The sequence below is a fragment of the Formivibrio citricus genome (assembly GCF_900115065.1).
Classification (GTDB): Bacteria; Pseudomonadota; Gammaproteobacteria; order Burkholderiales; family Chitinibacteraceae; genus Formivibrio; species Formivibrio citricus.
Map to the genome: position 1 here is coordinate 58,762 of NZ_FOVE01000005.1, position 23,076 is coordinate 81,837.

The following is a 23,076-nucleotide window of genomic DNA, read 5'->3' on the forward strand; positions in this document are numbered from 1 at the left end:
GGTTTGTTCAGGTGTTGTCACACCTGGCGGCTCAATCAAATATAGATCAAACCTTGGCGGCTGCAGCCACTTCAGCGGCGAAATCAACTACCGCCTTTTCAATGCCTTCGCCCACGGTGTACATGGTGAACGCATTCACAACAGCCTTCTTTTCGGCCAGCAGTTTTTCAACGGTCTGGTCCGGATTCTTCACGAACGGCTGGCCCAACAGGGTCACTTCGGCCAGATACTTGTTGATACGACCCTCAACCATCTTGGCAACGATATCGGCCGGCTTGCCGGATTCGGCTGCTTGAGCAGTATAAATCTTGCGCTCTTGGTCGAGCAGATCGGCAGACACTTGGTCCTTGGAAACGCAAACCGGTTTGGATGCTGCAACGTGCATCGCCACGTCCTTGCCCAGCCCTTCATCACCGCCGGCAAAATCGACCAGAACGCCGATCTTGGCACCGTGCAGGTAAGCTGCCAGTTGGCCAGCAGTCTGGTAACGCACGAAGCGGCGCAGGGACATGTTCTCGCCAAGCTTGGCAATGATTGCCTTGCGCAGGTCTTCAACAGTTTCACCGGAAGCGGTCTTGACATCGGCCAGAGCGGCTACATCTGCGGCAGTCGATTCGGCAGCAGCTTGGGCAGCGGCATTGGCAAAAGCGACAAAGCCTGCATCCTTGGCCACGAAGTCGGTTTCGCAGTTTACTTCGATCAGCGCGCCGGTTTTCTTGTCAGCGGAGATGAAGACAGCCACAACACCCTCGGCAGCGGTACGGCCGGCCAGCTTGGAAGCCTTGTTGCCGGATTTGATGCGCATGACTTCTTCTGCCTTCTTGATATCGCCTTCGGCTTCGACAAGCGCCTTCTTGCACTCCATCATGCCCAGACCGGTCAGTTCACGCAGTTCTGCCACCATCTTTGCGGTAATTTCCGCCATTTCCGTTCTCCTGATACTTGGTCGGACGATTTCGCCCGGAAAATGTTTGCAAAAAAGGGGCGAAACATGCGCCCCTTTTTGACCTCAAAGGGGAAACTTACTCTGCCGCAACCTCTGCGGAAGCAGCAACGATTTCCTGCACAGACTGGTTGCGGCCTTCAAGGACTGCATCGGCGATACCACGGGCATACAGGCGGATCGCACGGGCGGAATCGTCGTTACCCGGAATCACGTAGTCGATGCCTTCTGGAGAGTTGTTGGTATCAACCACGCCGATCACGGGGATACCCAGCTTCTTGGCTTCGGTCACGGTACCTTTCTGGTAGCCGGTATCGATCACGAAAATCGCATCCGGCAAGCCGCCCATATCCTTGATGCCACCGAGGGAGCGCTCAAGTTTTTCGACTTCGCGCTGCATATCGAGCAGCTCTTTCTTGTTGAAGCCGTTGTTTTCGTCGGCCAGAATGGCTTGCAGTTCGCCCAGACGCTTAATGGATTGCTTGACGGTCTTGAAGTTGGTCAGCATGCCACCGAGCCAGCGGTGATCGACAAACGGAACACCTGCGCGAGCAGCTTCTTCAGCCACGATTTCACGGGCTGCACGCTTGGTACCGACAAACAGGATCGTGCCCTTGTTAGCGGAGAGACGACGCACGAACTTGGCGGCCTCTTCGAACATCGGAACAGTCTTTTCCAGGTTGATGATGTGAATCTTGTTGCGAGCACCGAAGATATATTGACCCATCTTCGGATTCCAGTAACGGGTTTGGTGGCCGAAGTGAACACCGGCCTCGAGCATATCGCGCATGCTGACGGACATTGATTTAACTCCAAATCATAAGGGTTATGGACTTCCGCTCGTGCGTGACGCCGACAAATCGACGCACCCTTACGGTACGAGCGAGAAATTTTCTTTGCAGCCCCATGCCACAAAGCCCGAGGATTCTACTCCGTCTCCCCGCAACAGATCAAGGTTTTGTCCGTTTTCACCTTCCACACCCCGCCAATTTCGCACCTCTGCACAACGAAGCAATGCGTGCCGCCGCATCTTTCTGTTCCACCCCGTCACCGATCGCGGCGGCAATGCGCCCCAGAAGCGTATAGTCTTCCAGCAGCCATTCCGGCTCGGCCAGCTCCCGATCAAGCGTCAATGCCTGAATGATACTGGCTCGCGCAGTCACCAATTCCCCGCGTTCAAATTGGGTCTCTGCTAGAAGGCGCAGCGCATGGGAACGTTCGGCCGCAACCACTTCGTGACGCGCCAAGACGCCTGTTGTCAGCCGCTCCACCATACCCCAATCCGCTCGCGCGGCACTCAAACGCGCCTCCAGATTGTCGAAAGAAGAAACATGGGCACAGTCTGGCGCACAGAGCTGCCTGGCTTCCGCCAGCCACCGGCCAGCCTGCTCGCGATCTTTTTCTGCGGCAAGCAAAGCCAACTGGTAATGCGCTCGCGCACGCAACAGGCGAGAAAACGCCCCTTGCCCCGTCATGTAGAACAGATTGTTTTCCGCTTCCGTTTTGCGTCCCAGCCGCGCCAGCACATCCGCCAGACCAAGCCGCGCCCGCCCCTGTCCTTCCCAATCGTCGATAGCTTGGTAGGCTGTCAGAGCCTCTCTCCATGAAACGGCTGCACTCTCCCAATGCATTGACCGCGCAGCCGAAATCGCTGCGCGATTGGCATTTTCGGCCAACACACGCAAAGCCGGAACCGGTGCTAGCGGTTCGCTGGCGCACCCCATCAACAACAGAACACATAAGCAGACCAATATTCGCTGCACGCTCATTTCCTCTTTCAACGCCGACTTTCCGGTAGCGGTGGCTCCAGCGACTGCGGTGTCAGCATCGTATTCAGCGGCCAGCTTCGCCGCACGCCTTGCAGGGTATCGCGACTATCGCGCACCAGATCGTCCGAGTTGCGTACAATCGAAGGCAGGCGCGGAACAGACTCCTCCACCGCGCCCCGCACCATGGAAGCAACCGCACTGGCATCCCGCACCGCCGATTCGACGCTCGCCAAGCTGGAAGCTGTACGGTCCAGTATGCGTGGCAAACGGGCATTGACCGTTCCCGCGGTCGAATCGAGCCGCACCAGCAAGGCATCCATACGGGCCCGCGTCTGCTGAAGCTCGGCAGTCAGTTGTTTCACATTAGCCACAGACTGACGAACGTCTCCTTTGGGATCATTGATGTAATCCATCGTGATCTGGAATGAGTCCAGAATAGGCAAGGCGCGACTGCGCAAGTCATACGCGACATCGGCCAGGCTGTGCGCCGGAGCGAAGTTAACCTTGCCTCCTGCCTTGAGGGGCTGCTGAGCAGGGGAGCCCCCCATCATTTCGATGTAGTAATCCCCCATCAAACCTTCCTGCAGCAATTGAGCCGTCGAGTCGGCTTTGATCCACTTCATGTAACGCGATTCGACAAGCAGATCGACCTGCACCTTGGCCTGCTCGGTCAGCTCCACTTTATCGACAACACCGATGCGAAAACCAGAGAAACGTACCTGCATGCCGGGCAGCAACCCCGCCCCATGGTCAGCCAGAAAATGCAGGCGGGTTTTGCTGACAAACAGCCCCTGCTTGAATGCAATGACCGCCGCCAGTCCGGACAATGTCAACAAAATGGTCACGCCGAATACCACGACCCGCCAACCCAGCCACTGAAAGCGCGGATCGGTTTCCTTAAGCAATTTCAACGCCATCATTCCTCCTCTCGTTCCGCAACAAGCCCCCACCCCCCGGGAACTTCGCAGCCCCCTGCCACGATCATGCATTCAGCAGCCAGCAGCGCACGCCAAGCCCGCCCATGAGCCGTTTCCTCCCCACGGCCAAGCATGTCGCGCCAGAACTCTTCTTCCACGATCACGCAACTCGGTTCCAGCAACAACGAACGCAGCAAAACCATCAGGCGCCGTTCACCACGATCAAGCGCGGCAGGTTGAAGCCCCATCAGTATGGTCTGCCGATCTTCGGACAGACCTGTCGCAACCAGCAGGTTCGACAAGCGACCCTCAAAGCCCTCCAGCGCGCCGCCTTCCCGATACCACAACGGCAAAACCAGGTTTTCCCACACGCGCAAATTGCTGACCATGACCGCATCGGCATCCAGCACAGCTACGCGTCCGGGGCATTTTAGCTGTGCAGCAGAGGCGAGCCGGTCAACCCATTCCCTGGCGGCATTCCCGTCCTTGGGCAAAGACACCCACCACCGCCCTGGCAGGCACGGGTCACCGAAAAATTCCGTATGGGATACAACATGCCTCATAGAACCAACGACCATAAAAAATCCATCAAAAACAAAGCGAGGATGCCGAAAAAGACGGCACGAGATGCCGTTTTGGGAATTTCCGTGGGCAGCGGCGGGGTCAACACGCCCACTGCGCAAGTCAGCAACCCCGTGCACAATCCAAACAACAGCGACTTGCCCAGACAAACCGCGATCCAGGCGGGGAGGAGCATCCGGTCAAGTTGCAGCAATTGGTAACCCGCATGCCAACCGGAAGAAAAAGCCACCCCGCCCGCCAACGCAAACAAAGCCAGGCATCCCGACAGGATCATCGCAGCAACCGCGAGCGCAGCTACACGAGGCAGAAGCAGGTAATGCTCGCAAGGAATTCCATGGAGCTCCAGACAGCGGAACTCCCCATGCATGCGCATATTGGCGAGCTCGTTCGCCACGGCAGAAGAAGAGCGCGCCACGACGATCAACGTCCCCAGCAGCGGCCCCAATTCGTTCATGACGAGCCGCCCCAGTATCCGCAGCGCGGTGTCCCAACTCTGGCCATATTCGTCATGCAATTGCAATACGACAGTCGCCCCCAGGGCGAACCCGATCATGGCAACAAGCCATCCTGCCTCGTTGCCGGTAAAGTAAATCTGCTTCAAAAAAACGCGGCGCACGGGAGGGTGGCGCAAAAGGGGCCAGCCACGCCAGAGCAGGAATAGCGGTGAAAGTGTCTTGAGGATTCCCATGCCCATCATTGTAGGCGGCGAGACAAGCCAGAGAAAGGGCGGACCGCTATCGGAAACATTGAGAGATTTGATTGGGAACTCGGCGCAAAAAAACAGTAAACTTGCATCATTCCCAACAAGGAAACCAGACCATGTCCACCAAGCACTCCAACTTGCTCATTCTCGGCTCCGGGCCTGCCGGCTACACGGCGGCTGTTTACGCTGCACGCGCAAACCTCAAGCCCACCCTGATTACCGGTCTGGCCCAAGGCGGCCAGTTGATGACGACAACCGAAGTAGACAATTGGCCGGCTGACGCCGACGGCGTGCAAGGACCGGAACTGATGGCGCGCTTTGAACTGCATGCAAAACGTTTTGGCACCGATATGGTTTTCGACCATATCCATACTGCAAAACTGACAGAAAAACCCATCCGCCTGATCGGCGATGCAGGTGAATACACTTGCGATGCACTGATCATCGCCACGGGCGCATCTGCCCAGTATCTTGGGCTGCCAAGCGAACAGGAATTCATGGGGCGCGGGGTTTCCGGCTGTGCAACCTGTGACGGTTTTTTCTACCGCGGACAAAAAGTGGCGGTAGTCGGCGGGGGGAACACTGCCATTGAAGAGGCTTTGTACCTGGCCAACATTGCCGAGCACGTCACGCTGATCCATCGTCGCGACAACTTCCGTGCGGAAAAGATCATGGTCGACCATCTAATGGAAAAAGTTGCCAGCGGCAAGATCAGTCTGGCCACCAACCAGATTCTCGACGAAGTATTGGGCGACGGCAGTGGCGTAACAGGTACGAGGCTCAAGTCTACGCTGGATGGCTCCACACGTGATCTTGACGTGACTGGCATTTTCATCGCCATCGGCCATAAACCCAATACCGACCTGTTCGCCGGACAACTGGAGCTGGACAACGGCTACATCGTAACGCAAGGGGGACGCAACGGTAATGCAACCGCCACCAGCCTTCCTGGCGTTTTCGCAGCTGGCGACGTTCAGGACCACATCTACCGCCAAGCCATCACTTCCGCAGCCACAGGCTGTCAGGCCGCTCTGGACGCAGACCGTTACCTGGAATCCCTGCGCCGATAACGCGCGGTATTCGACGAACAGGCTGCACACATGCAGCCTGTTCGAAACTGCTAACAGTCCTGCCTGTTGCCCTCCTGTGTAGGGCTTTCTATTTGCGCCGTCACATCCCGGAAGCGCCAGACTCTTCCGATAACGCACTCCTCCAACATTTGCGCCTGGGCATCGCATTCAATGATGCGTCCGTCCTTGATCTGCACCGTTTCCCGCCCACAAGCACGAGGGTTGGCCAGAACATCGGAAAGCAAGCTCAGCGATTCCAAAGACAACTCCGCCCGTCCCATGACATGAGTGATCAGCGCATCAGTTTGCCCTGCGGCCAGCAAGCCCGGGGGGACGGACCACATTTCCATGAAGCGCTGATTGAACGCAGCAATTCTCTGATTGCCGTCAACAATCAGGATGCCATCGGCCGTGGATTCCATGACAGAACGAAACAGCAAGGCGGATTCCACTCTCCGAGTCTTGGCATGCTTGTGGTAAAACTTCCAGACAAAACCAGCCACCAGCAGCAAACCTGTAGCCAGCAGCAAAGAGAACAACCACCGTTTTTCCATGTTCAGGACTTCGATCTGCGGTAGGCGCCGATAGCTGTGCACTTCCAGATCCTTGCCTTCCAGAACCCGCTTGGAAAACAGAAATGGCGAGGTTTCGGTGCCAAAACGGCGCAAGACGGGAAATTCGGCACTACCCCATGGAGCGATGTCCAGCCCCGGAAAATCCATTTTTTTGTAGCGCGCCATCCGTACCGCTTCCGTGGTATGTGCCACAGGCGCATTGGGCAGTGTGCGCATTTCCATCGTTTTGTCATTTGCCAGGATAACCACGCCGTTCTCGTCCGAGACAAAGGCGTCTGCGTGCCGAACAAGGTGGGCCAGCTTGGGAAGGTCAATCTTTGAAGTAACAGTACCGACAAAACGCCCTTTGACCATGACTGGCACGCTAAAAAACATGCCCGGAATATTGGTCTTGCGTCCCATCGCATACTGTTGACCAGTCTTGCCCAGCCGCGCTTCCTGAAAATAATCGCGGTCTGCATAATTGGTTCCAATAAAGCTTTCCGGTAAATGGGCATTGCTGGCGGCCACGCAATCACCCGTTGCAGCGGTTATCCAGACGACATCGGCAGACAAGGAGGCGCTCAGATTGGCCAGATAGCGGTTGATCTCGGCCAGCCGTTCACCCCTCGCCCCCTGCCGCCGCATAGCCGGCACGGAGACATCGGAAAGGAGGCCGATGACACGCTCGTCGCGCGCAACCAGTTCGGAAACGCCCAGCAGAAAGCCCAAGCTGGCATCGGTATCGCGAGCCAAGCTATCTGTCTGTTTGTTCAGCACCTCCAGCTCTTCGCGAACCAGCTTGCCAATACGCTCACGGGAAAAAGAAGAGACAAACAGCCACGACAGGGCTACCCAGGCAGTCAGGGCCATGGCAGCCAGGATGAGCAGCTTTTGTGTTTTTCCCCTCTGTGAACCGAACATGGCTACCTCCTCGCAACCGGCTTACTCAGCCATTTTCAGGAAGTTTTCCCGGTAAAACTTCATTTCTTCGATGGATTCATAGATATCGGCCAGCGCCTCGTGCTTGCCCTCTTTCTGGAAGCGGGCATACACCTCAGGCCGCCAGCGTTTGCACAGTTCCTTCAAAACGGAAACGTCGATAATCCGGTAGTGCAGGTACTGGTCCAGCCTGGGCATGAATTTCACGATAAAGCGGCGATCCTGATGCACTGAATTGCCACACAGGGGAGACACGCCCTTGGGGACATGCAGTTCCAGAAACCGGATGATTTCGTCTTCAACCTGGGCTTCCGTCAGCGTGGAAGCACGTACGCGATCGATCAGCCCCGATTTGCCATGCGTATTCTTGTTCCAGTCGTCCATGGCATCCAGCAGCTCATCGGACTGGTGAATCACCCAGACAGGCGCTTCGGCGACCGTCTCCAGATTGGCATTAGTCACCACCAAAGCGACCTCGATGATCCGCTCGCGTTCCGGGTCGAGACCGGACATTTCCATGTCCAGCCAGATGAGGTTGTTCTGGTCTTGTGGCATACTCACAGCACTCCGCACTCAAGCAAAAATATCATTATAAATGACTCCCGGCCTGTTCTCCCTGATCTTCCTGCTTGCATTGCTCAGCGGCACCCTCCTCCACCTCTGGTTGCAACAACGGCAGATTCGCCATGTGGCGGCATGCCGTTCGTCCGTCCCCGTCGACTTCGCCGATTCGATTCCGCTGGAATCCCATCAGCGTTCCGCCGATTACACTGTAGTGAAATCCCGCTTCAAACAGATTGAGACACTCATCGAAGGCGCCACGCTGCTGGCTTTCACGCTGGGTGGCGGGATTGACTGGCTGAACGATGTCTGCCGGACCCTGTTTACATCTCCCTTGACCGCTGGCGTGGCATTGCTGGCAAGCTTCACCCTGCTCAGCAGCCTGATCAACCTTCCCGGTTCCATCTACGCCACGTTCAGGATCGAGGCACGCTTCGGCTTCAACAACATGACACCGCGCCTGTTCTTCATCGATCTCGCCAAATCGACATTCATCAGCGCCTTGATCGGCCTGCCGTTGATCACCCTGATTTTGTGGCTGATGAACAAGATGGGGACTCATTGGTGGTTGTGGGTCTGGATTGTCTGGGTTGCTTTTTCGCTGTTCATGATGCTGGCCTACCCGACTTTCATCGCTCCGCTGTTCAACAAGTTTGAACCGCTTGCCGACGAAGCACTGAAGCAACGCATCGAAGCATTGTTGCTGCGCTGCGGGTTCAAATCCAGCGGTGTTTTCGTCATGGACGGCTCGAAGCGTTCCAGCCACGGCAATGCCTACTTTACCGGCCTGGGCCAATCCAAGCGCATCGTTTTTTTCGATACGCTACTCAAACAGCTCGATCCCCAGGAAACGGAAGCGGTACTCGCTCATGAACTCGGACACTTCAAATGCCGTCATGTACTTAAAAGGCTGGCCTGGATGTTTTCCCTGGCGCTCGGTTTGCTCTGGCTGCTGGGGCAAATCATGCAGCAAGACTGGTTCTATCAAGGACTGGGCGTCAGCATATCCGGCGAGGCTGTTGCTCTGCTGCTGTTTTTCCTCGTCCTGCCGGTCTTTACGTTCATTTTTGCGCCAGTCACGTCCTGGCTGTCTCGTCGTCAGGAATTCGAGGCCGATGCCTATGCAGCTCAACACGCTTCCCCAAGCGACCTGATCCAGGCTTTGGTCAAGCTTTATCGCGACAACGCCAGTACACTCACACCGGACCCGCTCTTCAGCATGTTCTATTACAGCCACCCGCCTGCGGCCATTCGCATTGCGACGCTGCGCGCGCTCGGCTAGAAAGAATTGTCGCCTCTTTCAATTGAAAGGAATGCCGCCATGTCCCTTGCCGAAGAACGTTGCAGCGCCACTCCCGCCAAGCTCGATCCCATCGAAGCCGAAATGCTCGCCAGCGAACTCGATGACTGGCTTGTCGTGGACAACAAACTGGAAAAAACATTCCGTTTCAAGAATTTTCACGAAACCATGGCTTTCGCCAACGCGGTAGCCTGGATCGCCCACAAGGAAGACCATCATCCCGACATGGAACTCACCTTCAGCCGCTGCCGGTTGTCGTGGAGCACCCGTTCGGTAAACGGTCTTTCGCGCAATGACATCCTCTGCGCAGCCAAAGTAGACCAACTCACACCCAAATGACCCACGCCCGAATCATCGCCAGCCATGGCAAAGCCTATATTGTTGAAACCGCCGATGGCGTGCGCCGCATCGCCTCGGCGCGCGGCAAGAAAACCGACTTCGCCTGCGGCGATCAAGTTGCCGTCAAACTGATCAATGCCGAGCAAGCCGTCATTGAAAAAGCTTTGGAACGCAAAACACTGCTGTACCGCTCCGACCAGTGGCGGGAAAAACTGATTGCAGCCAATGTCACGCAGATCGTCATCGTTGTTGCACCCGTACCGTCCTGGCTCGACGAATTGATCGGGCGCTGCCTGATCGCGGCCGAAGCGGCCGGCATTCATCCGCTGATCTGCCTGAACAAGTGCGACCTGCCCGAAGCCACCGCCGCGCGCGAACGGCTCGCTTACTATTCCAGCTTGGGATATGACTTGGTTGAAGTTTCTGCTTTGCAGGACATCACCCCGCTGCGCCAACGCCTTGAAGGACATACCTCGGTACTGGTCGGACAATCCGGCATGGGCAAATCCACGCTCACCAACGCCCTGATCCCGGACGCCAACGCCCGCGTCAACGACATTTCCACTGCGCTGGATTCCGGCAAACACACCACGACCCATGCTGCGCTCTACAAGCTGGATGCGAATTCCGAACTGATCGACTCCCCCGGTCTGCAATCGTTCGGGCTGGCCCACATCCAGACCGAAACCCTGGCCGCCTATTTCCCGGAATTCCGGGAACTGCTCGGCCAGTGCCGCTTTCACAACTGCCGTCACCGCGCCGAGCCCAGCTGCGCCATCCGCAATGCCGTGGCCAATGGCACTGTACCCGCTTCACGGCTGGAGTTGCTCAACCGCCTGCAAGATGAGCTGGCCTTGGTACCGGCATATTGACCGCCCCAAATGGCTGATCGACTTGCAAAAATAAGAAGTCCAGACTGAGTCTGATGATGCAATCAGCCCCAGCCTGGACTTCCGGAACCACCACGAACGTGCTCAAGCCTCAGTAAAGAAAGCAATGCACCCCAGGCTTGTCATTCCCAGATTGAAGTGCTGACACGTCATCGCCTGCTTGTTTATTCGCTGTTCGGCGCGACGCAACAGTACATGCAGCACTTCAACTTCCTTGAAACGCTTCAGCAAAAGCATGTCATTGTTGATGAGATCGGTAATTTCCGCCGTTGCCGGGTGATCGCCCAAGGCCAGGACATGCCCTTCATCAGGGCTGTGCAATTGTATTGCCGGCGGTATGCGGATACCGCGCTTGCCAAGCTCCGCCTGCAGGACTTGGCCGTATGCAGACAATTCGCTTGCTGCCTTGACCCTAATATCCCCAAGAGGAACGCCCCCTTCGCAGGTCTCGCCGACTCCCAAAAAACGTGCGATACCTTCATCCAATGTCATGGATTCCATCGTGCCAACACCTGCGTTCACTTTCTGTCACCTTTCACAAAAAATCAAACAAAACCCCAAGATATAGTAGCCAGAAGACGGTAATGGCGGCTTCTATTGTGTTTCACCTTAGCAAAGCACTTTTCAAGAAAAAGTTGTAACTGACGAACGGTTGCAACTGCAGCTTTTCAGTGGCTACCCCTCTTGAGCCACAAAAAAACCCGCAGTGAAAGTCCTGCCCCAAAGCCCGGTATAATCGACATCTTTCAGCTTTGCATCCAACACTTCCAGCCATGTCCACCCTTATTGACGATGCTCTTGTTCTGTTGCGCGCGGGCGCGCTTGTTGCCATTCCGACCGAAACGGTCTATGGCCTGGCAGCCGATGCCGCCAACCCTCAGGCCGTCGCCAGGATTTTTGCCGCCAAGGGGCGGCCGAGCGATCATCCGGTTATCGTACACATTGCAGGAGCAGCCCAGATCGACGACTGGGCGCGCGAGGTTCCGGAAGTTGCACGCAAGCTTGCTGCGGCCTTCTGGCCCGGCCCGCTCACGCTGATTCTAAAACGCCAACCGCATGTCCCTGATGCAGTCACCGGCGGGCAGGATACTGTTGGCCTGCGCGCACCAGCCCACCCGTTGACCCATGAGCTGCTTGAACGCTTTGGCGGTGGGTTGGCGGCGCCTTCGGCCAACAAGTTCGGCCACGTCAGCCCGACGACGGCCGAACATGTGAGCAAGGAATTCGGCGATGCCGTGCCGCTGGTACTCGACGGCGGACCTTGCACGGTGGGTGTGGAATCCACGATTATCAGTCTGGTCAGCAATACGCCGATGCTACTGCGTCCCGGCGGCGTACCGCGCGAAGCCATCGAAGCCGTGCTTGGGCAGACGCTTGAACACCACCAGAAACCGCAAACCGCCAAAATCAGGGTTTCCGGTCTACTCGATTCGCACTATGCGCCCCGCACAACGCTGGTGACCGGTTCAGGCGAGCGCTTGCGGGAAGAAGCACTGCGTCTGCACCAGAACGGCGAACGCGTCGCACTCATCACGCTGGGAGCCATGAACGAGGCGTGCCCGGCGACACATTGTGAGGTCATGCCGGTCACTCCCGTTGACTACGCACGCACGCTGTACGCGACACTGCGCAAGCTGGACAACGGAGAATTCAACACCCTGCTACTGGAATCGCCTCCAGTGACAGCGGAATGGCTGGCCGTGAACGACCGGCTCATGCGCGCCGCGCATTGGCGGCTGGATTGATCTATGGTATCAGGAATACATGCAGCAAAAAGAGTCTGTTTGAGCCGCACACGAACCCCGATCACGGCTTCACAGCTAGAGCGAAAACAGATTCTAAAACAGCGAAAAAAGCACTGGCTGTCGCAGACTGGCCACGCATTGTAATTAGCACTTTACCCAGCCAAAAAGTCGGTTAATATACGCCCCTTTTCCACCCTGCCCTGCGGCGCTCGCACACAAGGATTTCCGCCATGCGCTTTCATTTCCCGATTGTCATCATCGACGAAGACTACCGCTCGGAAAACGCCAGCGGCTCAGGTATCCGTGCGCTGGCCGAAGCACTGGCTCACGAGGGGTTGGAGGTCGTCGGCTATACCAATTTCGGCGACGTAACCTCATTTGCACAACAGCAAAGCCGTGCGGCAGGATTCATCCTGTCCATCGACGATGAAGAAATCGAAAACGCGAACGAAACCGCCTCGCAAGTCGCGCTGACCCGGCTGCGTCATTTCGTCGAAGAGATCCGCCGCCGCAACCCGGACATTCCAATTTATCTCTACGGCGAAACACGCACTGCACGGCACATCCCGAATGACATCCTGCGCGAGCTGCACGGCTTCATCCACATGTATGAAGACACGCCGCAGTTCGTGGCGCGCCACATCCATCGCGAATCGCGCGCCTATCTGGATTCCCTGCCGCCGCCGTTCTTCCGCGCCCTGACGCATTATGCGCAGGACGGTTCGTATTCCTGGCACTGCCCCGGTCACTCGGGAGGCGTCGCTTTTCTGAAGTCGCCACTCGGGCAGATGTTCCACCAGTTCTTCGGCGAGAACATGCTGCGCGCCGACGTCTGCAACGCGGTGGAAGAGCTCGGCCAGTTGCTAGACCATACCGGCCCGGTGGCCGCATCCGAGCGCAATGCTGCGCGCATTTTCAATTGCGATCACCTGTATTTCGTCACCAACGGTACCTCGACCTCGAACAAGATTGTCTGGCATTCGACGGTGGCGCCAGGCGACATCGTGCTCGTCGACCGCAACTGCCATAAATCCAACCTGCACGCGATCATCATGACCGGCGCAGTGCCGGTGTTCCTGATGCCGACACGCAACCACTACGGCATCATCGGCCCGATTCCGCGCAGTGAATTCGAACCGGAAACCATCCGCCGCAAGATTGCTGCCAACCCGTTCGCACGCGAATCGCTCGCCAAACGCCCGCATATCAAGCCGCGCGTGCTGACCCTCACGCAATCGACCTACGACGGCATCATCTACAACGTCGAGGAAATCAAGGGCCTGCTCGATGGCGAAGTCGATACCCTGCATTTCGACGAAGCCTGGCTGCCGCACGCCAACTTCCATAAGTTCTACCACGGCATGCATGCAATTGGTGAAGATCGGCCGCGCTGCAAGGAGTCGATGATTTTCTCGACCCAATCGACACACAAGTTGCTGGCAGGCCTGTCGCAAGCCTCGCAGATCCTGGTACAGGAACCGGAAAACCGCAAACTGGATCGGGATGTATTTAATGAATCCTACCTGATGCACACCTCGACCAGCCCGCAATACGCGATCATCGCCTCGTGCGACGTCGCCGCTGCGATGATGGAACCGCCTGGCGGCACTGCGCTGGTCGAAGAATCAATTCTGGAAGCACTCGATTTCCGCCGCGCCATGCGCAAGGTCGACGAGGAGTACGGTGATTCCTGGTGGTTCAAGGTCTGGGGGCCGGACCATCTGACCGAAGAAGGCATGGGACATCGCAAGGACTGGATGCTCAAGGGCAACGATACCTGGCACGGTTTCGGTCCGATCGCCGACGGCTTCAACATGCTCGATCCGATCAAGGCGACCATCATCACGCCGGGATTGAACCTGGACGGCGAATTCTCGGAATCTGGTATCCCAGCCGCCATCGTTACCAAGTATCTGGCCGAACATGGCGTCGTAGTCGAAAAAACCGGTCTCTACTCCTTCTTCATCATGTTCACGATCGGCATTACCAAGGGCCGCTGGAACACGATGGTAACCGAGTTGCAACAGTTCAAGGATGCCTACGACTGCAATGCACCGCTGTGGCGTGTCATGCCACAGTTCAGCACGAAATATCCGTGCTATGAGCGCATGGGACTCAAGGATCTGTGCAACATGATCCATGGCTTCTACAAGAAGAACGACGTGGCGCGCCTGACCACCGAGATGTATCTCTCCGATATGGTGCCCGCACTCAAGCCAGCCAAGGCTTTCGCCATGATGGCACACCGCGAGATCGAGCGCGTGCCGATCGACGAACTCGAAGGCCGTGTCACCGCCGTGCTGCTGACGCCCTACCCACCAGGAATCCCGCTCCTGATTCCGGGAGAGCGTTTCAACAAGACCATCGTGGACTACCTGAAATTCGCACGCGAGTTCAACAAGGCTTGTCCGGGATTTGAGGCAGACATTCACGGACTGGTCAAAACGGAAACCAATGGCGAGACACACTACTACGTGGATTGCGTGCGCCTCTGAGTTGTCCTGCAATAACGAACAAGGCCCGGCAAATGCCGGGCCTTGTTGTTTTCAATTCAAAAATAGCGTATCCATCCTGCAAGCATCAACAGAAAACCCGCTCCGATCAAGGCGAAAAACAGCCAGTTCATCGGCGAACGCGAAGAAATATCGATCGAGTGACGTCTGATCTTTCGAATTACCCGCTCAGGATCGTGTGAGCGCTCTCCTTTGGCCGGCTTCTCCCGGAACGACTCAATCACAGCGGAAACCTTTTCCAGAACCTCATCCTGCATGGTATCGATATGCCGTTTGCGAGCTTCGTCTGTACGCTTGTAGCGTGTCATTGGCCGAGGCACCTCGCCTTCCATGGAAAGCGGCTGTTCTGCATCAAGGCATTCACTGACTTTTTCTGACATGAATTCACCAAAAAATTCAAAGCCTGATGAAAATATTATGCCCAATCACCTCAGGATTCAAACCTGTTTGTCCAACGCACAAAAAAACCTGGCGCATGTCCAGGCTTTTTTGCAAGCAAATAAAAATCAACCCAGGAACGGGTGGCGCAGCACAATGGTTTCCTCGCGATCCGGGCCTGTGGAAATCATGTCGACCGGAGCACCGCAAACTTCTTCCAGTCGCTTGAGATAAGCCCGCGCATTGGCCGGCAAATCTTCGTAACGCTTGATACCGAAAGTGGATTCGCTCCAACCCGGCATTTCTTCCAACACCGGTTCGCACAGCGCCACCTCTTCCGAGCCGGAGGGCAGCAGGTCCAGCATCTCGCCGCGCACCTTGTAGCCAACACACAGGCGTACCGTTTCCAAACCATCCATCACGTCGAGCTTGGTGATGCAGAGGCCGGAAACGCCATTGATCTGAATGGAGCGTTTGAGGGCGGCGGCATCGAACCAGCCACAACGGCGCGCCCGCCCGGTCGTGGCACCGAATTCATTGCCGCGTTGGGCCAAGCGCGCACCCACATCGTCGAACAACTCAGTCGGGAACGGGCCAGATCCAACGCGGGTCGTGTACGCCTTGGTGATCCCCAGCACATAATGCAGCGATTGCGGGCCGACACCAGCACCCGGCGCAGCCGTACCCGCCACACAGTTGGACGAGGTGACAAACGGATAGGTACCATGATCGATGTCGAGCAGCGCGCCCTGCGCGCCTTCAAACAACAGGTTCTTGCCTTCCTTCTGCAACAGGTTCAATTCGCGAGACACATCGGCCAGCATCGGGCGAATACGCTCGGACAAGGCCAGCGCATCGTCAAACACTTTCTGATAATCAACCGTCGCGACATTGAAATAGTTTTTCAGCACGAAGTTGTAGAAATCCAGGTTTTCAAGCAGCTTGGCAGCAAACCGGTCATGGTGGAACAAGTCCTGAAGGCGGATGGCGCGGCGCGCAACCTTGTCTTCATAAGCCGGGCCGATGCCACGGCCAGTCGTTCCAATCTTCTTGTCGCCCTTCGCCGCTTCACGCGCTACATCGAGCGCGCTGTGGTACGGCAGGATCAGCGGACATTCGCCGGATACGCGCAACCGGCTTGCAACATTGATACCGGCGGCCTCAAGTTCATCCACTTCCTTGAGCAGCGCTTCCGGTGAAAGTACCACACCATTGCCGATATAGCAGGTCACCCCCTCGCGCAGGATGCCGGATGGAATCAGGTGCAGCACCGTTTTCTTTCCTCCGACCACAAGGGTATGGCCGGCATTGTGACCGCCCTGAAAACGCACAACACCCTGCGAGTGATCAGTCAGCCAGTCAACGATCTTGCCCTTGCCTTCATCGCCCCACTGGGTGCCGATGACCACCACGTTTCTGCTCATGGAAAACCTCTAATCAAGTCAATTCAACACGCAACAAGGCCCACCGCTGATGCGGCGGGCCACATTCCAAACATCAAGCTTGGGCTACGACCTTCCAGTCGCCATCCGTCTTGACCAATCGGCGATTGCAACCAGATTCGTCTCCGACCACACCCAGATCGACCACTACGATTTCGCCCTGCTCGCGCAGCTTGCGGATACAACACACAAGCGCAGGCTCATCGCCTGCCGGAGCCAGAATTCCCGAGCGCCGTGCAGGAAACGGCAAGTGGCTCAATTCACGCAAATCAAGACTGAATCCGGTTGCCGGCCGCGGACGCCCGAACTTCTCACCAACGCTGTCGTAACGCCCGCCGCGGGCCACCGCATTGGCATATCCCGGTGTATAGGCGGCAAAAACAAGGCCGGTGTGATAATAGCTGCTGCGCAACTCCGCCAGATCGAAACAGGGCTCTATCCCCCTCACCTGCAAAGCTGCGCGAAGTGCATCCAGCGCATCCAGCGCCTCGGTCACACCCGGCAGGGCCGGCAAGGCTTCGCGGGCGCTCTTGAGAACTTCTGCGCCCCCGTAGCAATTCGGCAAAGCCAGGAAGCCTTGGCGCAATTCTGCACTCAAACCAGTCGTGGAAGCTTTGAGCGAGGGCAAGTCCTTTTGCTGCAACGCCACAAAAATCTCTTCGCGCGCGGAGCCATCCAGACCGGAGGCCTCTGCCATCGCCAGGAAAAGCCCCATGTGTCCGATTTCCAGACGCAGGTTGTTCATGCCGGCCAGCGACAGGCTTTCGCGCATCAGCTCGATGATTTCGACATCGGCCGCCAGTCCGGCGCAACCGTATATTTCTGCGCCGATCTGCCGTGGCTCACGACTTGAAAGCGTTCCATCCGGACGGGTATTGACGACCGAACCTGCATAGCAAAGACGTGCCACGCCTTTGCGGTTCAGGATGTGGGCATCGATCCGCGCCACTTGCGGCGTGATGTCGGCCCGCAACCCCATCTGGCGACCGGTCAATTCGTCGACCAGCTTGAAGGTCTTGAGGTCCAGCGCCTTGTCTTCCTGCGTGAACAGCGATTCCACGTATTCAACGAGGGGAGGAATCACCTGTTCGTAGCCGTAACAGGAAAAAAGATCCAGCATGCGGCGGCGCAGACCTTCCAGTAGCCTGGCCTCGCATGGCAGCACGTCGGAAATGTATTCGGGCAATATCCAGTTACGCATTATTTCGTTCACAAAAATCTCCGCAACTGCGGAGAATAGATTCAATTAAGCAAAAAACAAGGCTATAAGCAGGGCACCCATCAGCAGAGAAAAACCCAGTGACCGGGCCTGCGTATCGCTCATGCCGGCGAGCTTTCCCAGTATCTCACGCCAGGCGGACGGGGCCACAAAGGGCATGATGCCTTCAAAGACCAGCATCAACGCCAGTGCCATCACCAGCGCCTTGCTCATTTCGTTTTCGATTTTCCTGCTTGAGAGTTCTTCATGTATTTGAAGAAGTCCGCACTGGGATCTACCACCAGCACATCGCTCTTCTTGGCAAAGCTTTGCTTGTAGGCATCCAGGCTCTTGTAAAAAGCGTAAAACTCCGGGTTGCGGCCGAATGCCTCGGCATAAATGGCCGCGGCTTTGGCATCACCCTCGCCCTTGATCTGCTGCGCCTTGCTGTAGGCATCGGCCACGATGATTTCACGCTGCTTGTCGGCATCGGCCTTGATGCGCTCCGCTTCGGCCGAGCCGCTGGCCCGGGTCAGGTTGGCAATCGACTTGCGCTCGGACTGCATGCGCAAGTAAACCGAGTTCAGCGTACTGTCCACGAGTTCAACGCGCTTGATCCGTACGTCGATCACTTCAATGCCGAAAGCCCGCGCGGCAGCATCAGCCTTGGCTCGCACTTCGGCCATGACCTCGTCGCGCTTTCCGGATACCACCTCTTTCAGCGAGAACTGGCCGAACTGGTCACGCAGCATATTGTTGACGGTGTTGTTGAGTTGCTCGCGCGCCTTGCTGTTGCGGCTGCCCTCGAAACCATAGGCCTTGTAATACTTGGCAACATCGACGATCCGGTACTTGATGAAGCTGTCTGCCTTGACGTTCATCTTTTCGTTGGTCTGGATCAGCGCCGGCTTGTCACTGTCGATGGTCTGGGTTCGATTGTCAAAATAGCGCACATCCTGCAGCAACGGGATTTTGAAATACAAACCCGGCTCGGTGATGACCTGCTTTGCTTCGGAGAACTGGAAAACGATTGCATAGCGCCGCTGGTCGACCGTGAAGATCGCCATCGAAAGCACGAACAAGGCTACAAGAATCAATGCCAGGGAGGAAAGGGTTCGTTGGTTCATTTGCATCTCCTTAACGGCCATCTCTTTCAACACGCCGGGTTCGCGGCGCAGGCTGCGGTTCCTGGACCGCAACGGGAGATGCATTGGTTGAGGGAGCCTCGCCAACGGTGGATTGGGCCGGGGCAGTCATCTGGACCAGTTTGTCGAGCGGCAAATACAGCAGGTTGTTGCCGCCTTTCTGGTCCACGAGAATCTTGGTGGTGCTTTGGAACACCTGCTGCATGGCATCCAGGTACATGCGATCACGCGTTACTTGCGGAGCCTTGGCATATTCCGTCAGCACCTGCTTGAAACGCGAGGCATCGCCTTGCGCGCGGGAAACAACCTGCTGGCGATAGCCCTCTGCTTCCTGGCGCAGGCGCGATGACACGCCGCTGGCCTTGGGGATGACATCGTTCATGTAGGCGGTGCCTTCAAGCGTCAGCCGTTCGGCATCGGCCTTGGCGGCCACAGCATCGGCAAATGCGGCCTGCACCTGCTCGGGCGGCTGCGCCACGATATTCAGCGCCGTTACCGAAACGCCCATCTTGTACTGGTCGAGCAAGGACTGCAGGATGGCGCGCGCATCCTCGGCAATCTTGTTCCGGCTCTTGTAGAGAATGTCATCGACCTCGTTGCTGCCCACAACTTCCCGGATGGCAGCTTCGGCGGTCTGACGCACCACCTCGCTTGGATCGCGGTTCTTGAGGTAGTTGTTGAAGACGAAATCTTCAACCGATTTCAGGTTGTACTGAACCTCGAACTGCATGTCGACGACATTCAGATCCTTGGTCAGCATCATCGCATCGTCCTTGCCGCCGCCCCCGACCTTCAGGCTGCGGATCTCCGTCATATTGACGACTTCATGCGATTCGATTGGCCACGGCAGGCGCCAATGCAAGCCGGACTTGTTGACCGGCTGCCCGGTATAGCGCCCGAAACGGGTAACCACCGCGTTTTCCTGCTCGTTCACGATAAACAAGCCGGACCCCGCCCAGAGCACCGCCAATACCGTCAGGATGATTGCCGCGCCTACGCCAGCTGTTTTGCCACTACCCGGATTGCCCGGACGGGGTTGAGAAGGCGTCTCCGTATCAGATGCACCACCTCCGAAAAAACCACCCAGCTTCGTTTTGATGCCACGAATGATTTCTTCCAGATCGGGCGGACCATCGTTTTTGTTGCCGCCGCCCGGCTGTTGCGGATCGTTCTGACTCATTGTGTATCCTCTTGTTGTGTGCCCATGGCTGCAATCAAGGCTTCGCGCAGCAATTCCAGTCCATCGCCCTTGATAGCGCTGACGCGCACGGCGCGGATTCTACCATACTCGTCCAGCTCAATCTGCGGTGCAACATCCTTGAGATCGATCTTGTTCCAGACCATCAGTTGCGGAATCTTGTCTGCACCAATTTCCGTCAGCACCTTGTTGACCTCAATCACCTGCATCTCGCGAAGCGGATGATGGATGTCGACCACATGCAAAAGCAGGTCTGCCTCGATCGTTTCCTCCAGCGTTGCACGGAACGCCGCAACAAGCGTGTGCGGTAACTGGCGAATGAAGCCCACAGTATCCGAAATGATGACGGAGTGCTCAGGATCAAGGTAGAGCTTGCGTGCCGTTGTGTCCAGTGTGGCGAACAATTTGTCCGCTGCGTAGGTCTGTGCCTTGGTCAGCGTATTGAACAGGGTGGATTTCCCGGCATTCGTGTAACCCACGATGGAGACCGTGAACATGTTGCGACGTTCGCGCGCCCGGCGTTGCGTGGCGCGCTGCTTCTGCACCGTCACCAGTTGCGCCTTGAGGCGCTTGACCCGTTCGCCGATCAGGCGCCGGTCGGTTTCGAGCTGGGTTTCGCCCGGACCACGCAGGCCGATCCCGCCCTTTTGCCGCTCCAGGTGGGTCCAGCCACGTACCAACCGCGTCGATATATGAGAGAGCTGGGCAAGCTCCACCTGTAGCTTGCCCTCCGCGGTGCGCGCGCGCTGGGCAAAAATATCGAGAATCAGCGTGGTGCGGTCAAGCACCCGACACTGGATGGCTTTTTCCAGGTTGCGCTCCTGCGCCGGTGAAAGTTGATGATTGAAAATCACCAGCTCCGCGCCATGCGCCCGCACGGTCTCAGCCACTTCTTCCACCTTGCCCGAGCCGGCAAAATAAGCCGGATCGGGTCGCTGTCGCTTGCCTTCGACAATGGTCAACGGGGTTACGCCGGCACTCTCCACCAGCTGAACGAATTCCTCGACGCCATCGCGATAATCCGGCTCGCCGAAATCCAGGCAAACCAGTACGGCGGAATCACCGCCTTTGTGTCTTTCAAACATTCATGTACCGTTTAAACAAGACAAAACCCCGAAGGCTGATGCCATCGGGGTTTGGAACAACAGAATGGCTATCAGGCTTCTGTCGTGGCCGGATGCTCGTGCGGAACGGAAACCGGACGCGCGGGAACCACCGTGGAAATGGCATGCTTGTAAACCATCTGCGTCACGGTATTGCGCAACAGCACCACATATTGGTCGAACGATTCGATCTGCCCTTGCAGTTTGATGCCGTTGACAAGATAAATGGAAACCTGAACATGTTCCTTGCGCAGGACGTTCAGAAACGGATCCTGCAACATTTGCCCCTTGGCGCTCATCTTGTTTCTCCTGTATTTGCTGTTATCGGATTGGCTGGCTTGGCGGGTCTTGTATCATGCATGGTACAACAAAGTCTGCGAATCAGACAGCCTAACCTTTCGCAGCATTTGCCTGTTTTCTCCGGCCCGGATGAACGCGCTTGGCACGTTCTTTTTCCGCTTTGGCCTCGAACGGATTTTCGCTCTTCTTGAATTGCACCCGCAGCGGCGTACCCTGCAGCTTGAACAGTTTCATGAAGGTGTGTTCAAGATAGCGCCAGTACGAAGCGGGCACATTTTCGAGCGCATTGCCGTGCACCACGACCACCGGCGGATTACTCCCGCCCTGGTGGGCATAGCGCAACTTGGGACGGATACGCCCTGACAATGGCGGCTGCTGCCGCTCCAGCGCAAGCTGCAATACCCGGGTCAGCTTCGGCGTCGGGATCTTGATCATCGCCGCGGCATAAGCTTGGTCGATCGAGGCGAACAAGTCGCCCACGCCCTTGCCCTGCAGCGCAGAAATATAGTGGAACTTGGCAAAATCCAGGAACGCCAGTTTTCTCGCGATTTCCCGCTTGATACGGTCTCTCTGTTCTTCGGTCGCCACTTCCCACTTGTTGATCGCCACAACCAGTGCGCGCCCGGTTTCGAGTACGAAGCCGGCCACGCGCGCATCCTGATCGGAAACATCCTGCGTGGCATCAAGGACGAGTACAGCAACGTTGGCGTCTTCAATCGCCTTCATGGTCTTGATGACCGAGAATTTCTCGATCGCATCGTCGACCTTGCTGCGACGGCGCACGCCGGCTGTATCGATGATTGTGTAGTTATGACCGTTGCGCTCAAAACCAATGTAGATCGAATCACGCGTCGTTCCCGGTGCATCGAAAGCAATGACGCGCTCTTCGCCCAGGATCGCGTTGACCAGCGTGGATTTTCCCACGTTCGGGCGCCCGACTACGGCGAATTTGGGATGTTTGTCTTCAGGCTCTTCTTCAGCCTCGGGAAAATGCGCCAGCACATCGTTGATAAGATGGCGCACGCCCTCGCCATGAGCTGCTGAAATGGCAACAGGTTCGCCCAAGCCCAGCTCGTGGAAATCGGCCGTGACCACATTTTCATTCATCCCCTCGACCTTGTTCACGGCCACGCAGACCGGACGGTCGGACTGGCGCAAACGGTTGGCGATGATTTTGTCCTGCGGTGTAATCCCGACGCGTCCATCGACGATGAATACGACAGCATCGGCCTCGTCAATGGCTTGCAAAGTCTGCCGGGCCATTTCGAACATGATGCCTTCATCAACCACGGGCTCGAAACCGCCGGTATCGACGACCAGATAAGGCCGGCTTCCGACGCGGCCGTGGCCGTAGTGCCGGTCACGAGTCAGACCGGGAAGATCCGCAACCAACGCATCACGCGTCTTGGTCAAGCGGTTGAAAAGCGTGGACTTGCCGACATTCGGGCGTCCAACCAGAACTACTGTGGGTTTCATTGCATTCC

Annotated in this window: 24 protein-coding genes; 6 read left to right on the plus strand and 18 right to left on the minus strand. The window is 56.9% G+C overall.

Going from position 1 to position 23,076, the window contains the following annotated elements; translation table 11 throughout:
* Nucleotides 1-46 precede the first annotated feature (46 nt).
* From tsf to BMZ36_RS04550, 6 genes are all read right to left on the minus strand, one after another.
* Nucleotides 47-925, minus strand: a complete 879-nt coding sequence (tsf, locus tag BMZ36_RS04525) for a translation elongation factor Ts (RefSeq protein WP_091191948.1) — start codon at nucleotides 923-925, stop codon at nucleotides 47-49.
* A 97-nt stretch (nucleotides 926-1,022) separates the two neighbouring features.
* Nucleotides 1,023-1,733 carry a 30S ribosomal protein S2 gene (rpsB, locus tag BMZ36_RS04530; RefSeq protein ID WP_373277399.1) on the minus strand — a complete coding sequence of 237 codons (711 nt, stop codon included), beginning with the start codon at nucleotides 1,731-1,733 and terminating at the stop codon, nucleotides 1,023-1,025.
* A gap of 178 nt (nucleotides 1,734-1,911) precedes the next feature.
* Complete coding sequence (locus tag BMZ36_RS04535; protein WP_143085967.1) at nucleotides 1,912-2,574, minus strand: hypothetical protein; 663 nt, start codon at nucleotides 2,572-2,574, stop codon at nucleotides 1,912-1,914.
* Between the two features lie 146 nt (nucleotides 2,575-2,720).
* The gene (locus BMZ36_RS04540; RefSeq protein WP_177187776.1) at nucleotides 2,721-3,632 is read right to left on the minus strand and encodes an MlaD family protein; all 912 of its coding nucleotides are present in this window, start codon (nucleotides 3,630-3,632) and stop codon (nucleotides 2,721-2,723) included.
* Nucleotides 3,629-4,129, minus strand: coding sequence for a hypothetical protein (locus BMZ36_RS04545; RefSeq protein WP_143085968.1), 501 nt, complete (start codon nucleotides 4,127-4,129; stop codon nucleotides 3,629-3,631). Before BMZ36_RS04545 ends, BMZ36_RS04540 begins: the two co-directional genes overlap by 4 nt.
* A 59-nt stretch (nucleotides 4,130-4,188) precedes the next feature.
* Nucleotides 4,189-4,908 (minus strand): ABC transporter permease, encoded by a 720-nt coding sequence (locus BMZ36_RS04550; protein WP_091191964.1) that lies wholly within the window; start codon nucleotides 4,906-4,908, stop codon nucleotides 4,189-4,191.
* 122 nt (nucleotides 4,909-5,030) lie between these two features.
* On the opposite strand from BMZ36_RS04550, the gene trxB reads away from it, so the two are divergent.
* Nucleotides 5,031-5,984 carry a thioredoxin-disulfide reductase gene (gene trxB / locus BMZ36_RS04555; RefSeq protein ID WP_091191966.1) on the plus strand — a complete coding sequence of 318 codons (954 nt, stop codon included), beginning with the start codon at nucleotides 5,031-5,033 and terminating at the stop codon, nucleotides 5,982-5,984.
* Nucleotides 5,985-6,034: 50 nt separating this feature from the next.
* On the opposite strand, the gene BMZ36_RS04560 is transcribed toward trxB, so the two are convergent.
* Together BMZ36_RS04560 and orn are read right to left on the minus strand one after the other, a co-directional pair.
* Nucleotides 6,035-7,462: a cache domain-containing protein gene (locus tag BMZ36_RS04560; protein WP_091191969.1), complete on the minus strand. Its 1,428-nt coding sequence runs from the start codon at nucleotides 7,460-7,462 to the stop codon at nucleotides 6,035-6,037.
* Between the two features lie 21 nt (nucleotides 7,463-7,483).
* Nucleotides 7,484-8,035, minus strand: coding sequence for an oligoribonuclease (gene orn / locus BMZ36_RS04565; protein WP_091191974.1), 552 nt, complete (start codon nucleotides 8,033-8,035; stop codon nucleotides 7,484-7,486).
* A 40-nt stretch (nucleotides 8,036-8,075) separates the two neighbouring features.
* Here orn and BMZ36_RS04570 point away from each other — a divergent pair, with 40 nt between their 5' ends.
* The 3 genes from BMZ36_RS04570 to rsgA are packed head-to-tail and all read left to right on the plus strand — an operon-like array spanning nucleotide 8,076 to nucleotide 10,552.
* A complete protein-coding gene (locus BMZ36_RS04570; RefSeq protein ID WP_091191977.1) occupies nucleotides 8,076-9,323 on the plus strand; it encodes a M48 family metallopeptidase in 1,248 nt (415 codons plus the stop codon).
* Nucleotides 9,324-9,362: 39 nt separating this feature from the next.
* Nucleotides 9,363-9,680 carry a 4a-hydroxytetrahydrobiopterin dehydratase gene (locus BMZ36_RS04575; protein WP_091191980.1) on the plus strand — a complete coding sequence of 106 codons (318 nt, stop codon included), beginning with the start codon at nucleotides 9,363-9,365 and terminating at the stop codon, nucleotides 9,678-9,680.
* Nucleotides 9,677-10,552: a ribosome small subunit-dependent GTPase A gene (gene rsgA, locus BMZ36_RS04580; protein WP_091191983.1), complete on the plus strand. Its 876-nt coding sequence runs from the start codon at nucleotides 9,677-9,679 to the stop codon at nucleotides 10,550-10,552. The genes BMZ36_RS04575 and rsgA overlap by 4 nt, the downstream gene beginning before the upstream one ends.
* Nucleotides 10,553-10,654: 102 nt before the next feature.
* Here the strand turns inward: rsgA and BMZ36_RS04585 are convergent, their stop codons facing one another.
* Nucleotides 10,655-11,071, minus strand: coding sequence for a hypothetical protein (locus BMZ36_RS04585; RefSeq protein ID WP_143085969.1), 417 nt, complete (start codon nucleotides 11,069-11,071; stop codon nucleotides 10,655-10,657).
* Nucleotides 11,072-11,343: 272 nt separating this feature from the next.
* Between BMZ36_RS04585 and BMZ36_RS04590 the strand changes: the two genes are divergently transcribed.
* Nucleotides 11,344-12,315 carry an L-threonylcarbamoyladenylate synthase gene (locus BMZ36_RS04590; RefSeq protein WP_091191987.1) on the plus strand — a complete coding sequence of 324 codons (972 nt, stop codon included), beginning with the start codon at nucleotides 11,344-11,346 and terminating at the stop codon, nucleotides 12,313-12,315.
* Nucleotides 12,316-12,545: 230 nt separating this feature from the next.
* A complete protein-coding gene (locus BMZ36_RS04595; RefSeq protein WP_091191990.1) occupies nucleotides 12,546-14,810 on the plus strand; it encodes an arginine/lysine/ornithine decarboxylase in 2,265 nt (754 codons plus the stop codon).
* 56 nt (nucleotides 14,811-14,866) lie between these two features.
* Here BMZ36_RS04595 and BMZ36_RS04600 read toward each other — a convergent pair whose 3' ends face one another.
* The 9 genes from BMZ36_RS04600 to der all read right to left on the minus strand — a co-directional run bounded on the left by BMZ36_RS04600 (nucleotide 14,867) and on the right by der (nucleotide 23,068).
* Nucleotides 14,867-15,208 (minus strand): hypothetical protein, encoded by a 342-nt coding sequence (locus tag BMZ36_RS04600; RefSeq protein ID WP_091191993.1) that lies wholly within the window; start codon nucleotides 15,206-15,208, stop codon nucleotides 14,867-14,869.
* Nucleotides 15,209-15,334: 126 nt separating this feature from the next.
* Nucleotides 15,335-16,630: an adenylosuccinate synthase gene (locus BMZ36_RS04605; protein ID WP_091191995.1), complete on the minus strand. Its 1,296-nt coding sequence runs from the start codon at nucleotides 16,628-16,630 to the stop codon at nucleotides 15,335-15,337.
* Between the two features lie 73 nt (nucleotides 16,631-16,703).
* Entirely contained in the window at nucleotides 16,704-17,861 is a 1,158-nt protein-coding gene (locus tag BMZ36_RS04610) for an ATP phosphoribosyltransferase regulatory subunit (protein ID WP_245747772.1), read from the minus strand.
* Between the two features lie 33 nt (nucleotides 17,862-17,894).
* Complete coding sequence (locus BMZ36_RS04615; RefSeq protein WP_091191997.1) at nucleotides 17,895-18,080, minus strand: DUF2065 domain-containing protein; 186 nt, start codon at nucleotides 18,078-18,080, stop codon at nucleotides 17,895-17,897.
* The gene (gene hflC / locus BMZ36_RS04620; protein ID WP_091192249.1) at nucleotides 18,077-18,973 is read right to left on the minus strand and encodes a protease modulator HflC; all 897 of its coding nucleotides are present in this window, start codon (nucleotides 18,971-18,973) and stop codon (nucleotides 18,077-18,079) included. The genes BMZ36_RS04615 and hflC overlap by 4 nt, the downstream gene beginning before the upstream one ends.
* Nucleotides 18,974-18,983: 10 nt before the next feature.
* On the minus strand, nucleotides 18,984-20,171 hold the full coding sequence (gene hflK, locus BMZ36_RS04625) for an FtsH protease activity modulator HflK (protein ID WP_091192000.1): 1,188 nt from the start codon (nucleotides 20,169-20,171) through the stop codon (nucleotides 18,984-18,986).
* Nucleotides 20,168-21,274, minus strand: coding sequence for a GTPase HflX (gene hflX, locus BMZ36_RS04630; RefSeq protein WP_091192003.1), 1,107 nt, complete (start codon nucleotides 21,272-21,274; stop codon nucleotides 20,168-20,170). Before hflX ends, hflK begins: the two co-directional genes overlap by 4 nt.
* Before the next feature lie 71 nt (nucleotides 21,275-21,345).
* The gene (gene hfq / locus BMZ36_RS04635) at nucleotides 21,346-21,591 is read right to left on the minus strand and encodes an RNA chaperone Hfq (protein WP_091192006.1); all 246 of its coding nucleotides are present in this window, start codon (nucleotides 21,589-21,591) and stop codon (nucleotides 21,346-21,348) included.
* Nucleotides 21,592-21,682: 91 nt separating this feature from the next.
* The gene (der, locus tag BMZ36_RS04640; protein ID WP_091192009.1) at nucleotides 21,683-23,068 is read right to left on the minus strand and encodes a ribosome biogenesis GTPase Der; all 1,386 of its coding nucleotides are present in this window, start codon (nucleotides 23,066-23,068) and stop codon (nucleotides 21,683-21,685) included.
* Nucleotides 23,069-23,076 lie beyond the last annotated feature (8 nt).

Excerpts from the sequence above, each read along its gene's own strand:
- tsf (WP_091191948.1), bottom strand. The coding sequence starts at position 925 with ATGGCGGAAATTACCGCAAAGATGGTGGCAGAACTGCGTGAACTGACC.
- rpsB (WP_373277399.1), bottom strand. The coding sequence starts at position 1,733 with ATGCGCGATATGCTCGAGGCCGGTGTTCACTTCGGCCACCAAACCCGT.
- BMZ36_RS04535 (WP_143085967.1), bottom strand. The coding sequence starts at position 2,574 with ATGCATTGGGAGAGTGCAGCCGTTTCATGGAGAGAGGCTCTGACAGCC.
- BMZ36_RS04540 (WP_177187776.1), bottom strand. The coding sequence starts at position 3,632 with ATGATGGCGTTGAAATTGCTTAAGGAAACCGATCCGCGCTTTCAGTGG.
- BMZ36_RS04550 (WP_091191964.1), bottom strand. The coding sequence starts at position 4,908 with ATGATGGGCATGGGAATCCTCAAGACACTTTCACCGCTATTCCTGCTC.
- trxB (WP_091191966.1), top strand. The coding sequence starts at position 5,031 with ATGTCCACCAAGCACTCCAACTTGCTCATTCTCGGCTCCGGGCCTGCC.
- BMZ36_RS04560 (WP_091191969.1), bottom strand. The coding sequence starts at position 7,462 with ATGTTCGGTTCACAGAGGGGAAAAACACAAAAGCTGCTCATCCTGGCT.
- orn (WP_091191974.1), bottom strand. The coding sequence starts at position 8,035 with ATGCCACAAGACCAGAACAACCTCATCTGGCTGGACATGGAAATGTCC.
- BMZ36_RS04570 (WP_091191977.1), top strand. The coding sequence starts at position 8,076 with ATGACTCCCGGCCTGTTCTCCCTGATCTTCCTGCTTGCATTGCTCAGC.
- BMZ36_RS04575 (WP_091191980.1), top strand. The coding sequence starts at position 9,363 with ATGTCCCTTGCCGAAGAACGTTGCAGCGCCACTCCCGCCAAGCTCGAT.
- rsgA (WP_091191983.1), top strand. The coding sequence starts at position 9,677 with ATGACCCACGCCCGAATCATCGCCAGCCATGGCAAAGCCTATATTGTT.
- BMZ36_RS04585 (WP_143085969.1), bottom strand. The coding sequence starts at position 11,071 with ATGGAATCCATGACATTGGATGAAGGTATCGCACGTTTTTTGGGAGTC.
- BMZ36_RS04590 (WP_091191987.1), top strand. The coding sequence starts at position 11,344 with ATGTCCACCCTTATTGACGATGCTCTTGTTCTGTTGCGCGCGGGCGCG.
- BMZ36_RS04595 (WP_091191990.1), top strand. The coding sequence starts at position 12,546 with ATGCGCTTTCATTTCCCGATTGTCATCATCGACGAAGACTACCGCTCG.
- BMZ36_RS04600 (WP_091191993.1), bottom strand. The coding sequence starts at position 15,208 with ATGTCAGAAAAAGTCAGTGAATGCCTTGATGCAGAACAGCCGCTTTCC.
- BMZ36_RS04605 (WP_091191995.1), bottom strand. The coding sequence starts at position 16,630 with ATGAGCAGAAACGTGGTGGTCATCGGCACCCAGTGGGGCGATGAAGGC.
- BMZ36_RS04615 (WP_091191997.1), bottom strand. The coding sequence starts at position 18,080 with ATGAGCAAGGCGCTGGTGATGGCACTGGCGTTGATGCTGGTCTTTGAA.
- hflC (WP_091192249.1), bottom strand. The coding sequence starts at position 18,973 with ATGAACCAACGAACCCTTTCCTCCCTGGCATTGATTCTTGTAGCCTTG.
- hflK (WP_091192000.1), bottom strand. The coding sequence starts at position 20,171 with ATGAGTCAGAACGATCCGCAACAGCCGGGCGGCGGCAACAAAAACGAT.
- hflX (WP_091192003.1), bottom strand. The coding sequence starts at position 21,274 with ATGTTTGAAAGACACAAAGGCGGTGATTCCGCCGTACTGGTTTGCCTG.
- hfq (WP_091192006.1), bottom strand. The coding sequence starts at position 21,591 with ATGAGCGCCAAGGGGCAAATGTTGCAGGATCCGTTTCTGAACGTCCTG.
- der (WP_091192009.1), bottom strand. The coding sequence starts at position 23,068 with ATGAAACCCACAGTAGTTCTGGTTGGACGCCCGAATGTCGGCAAGTCC.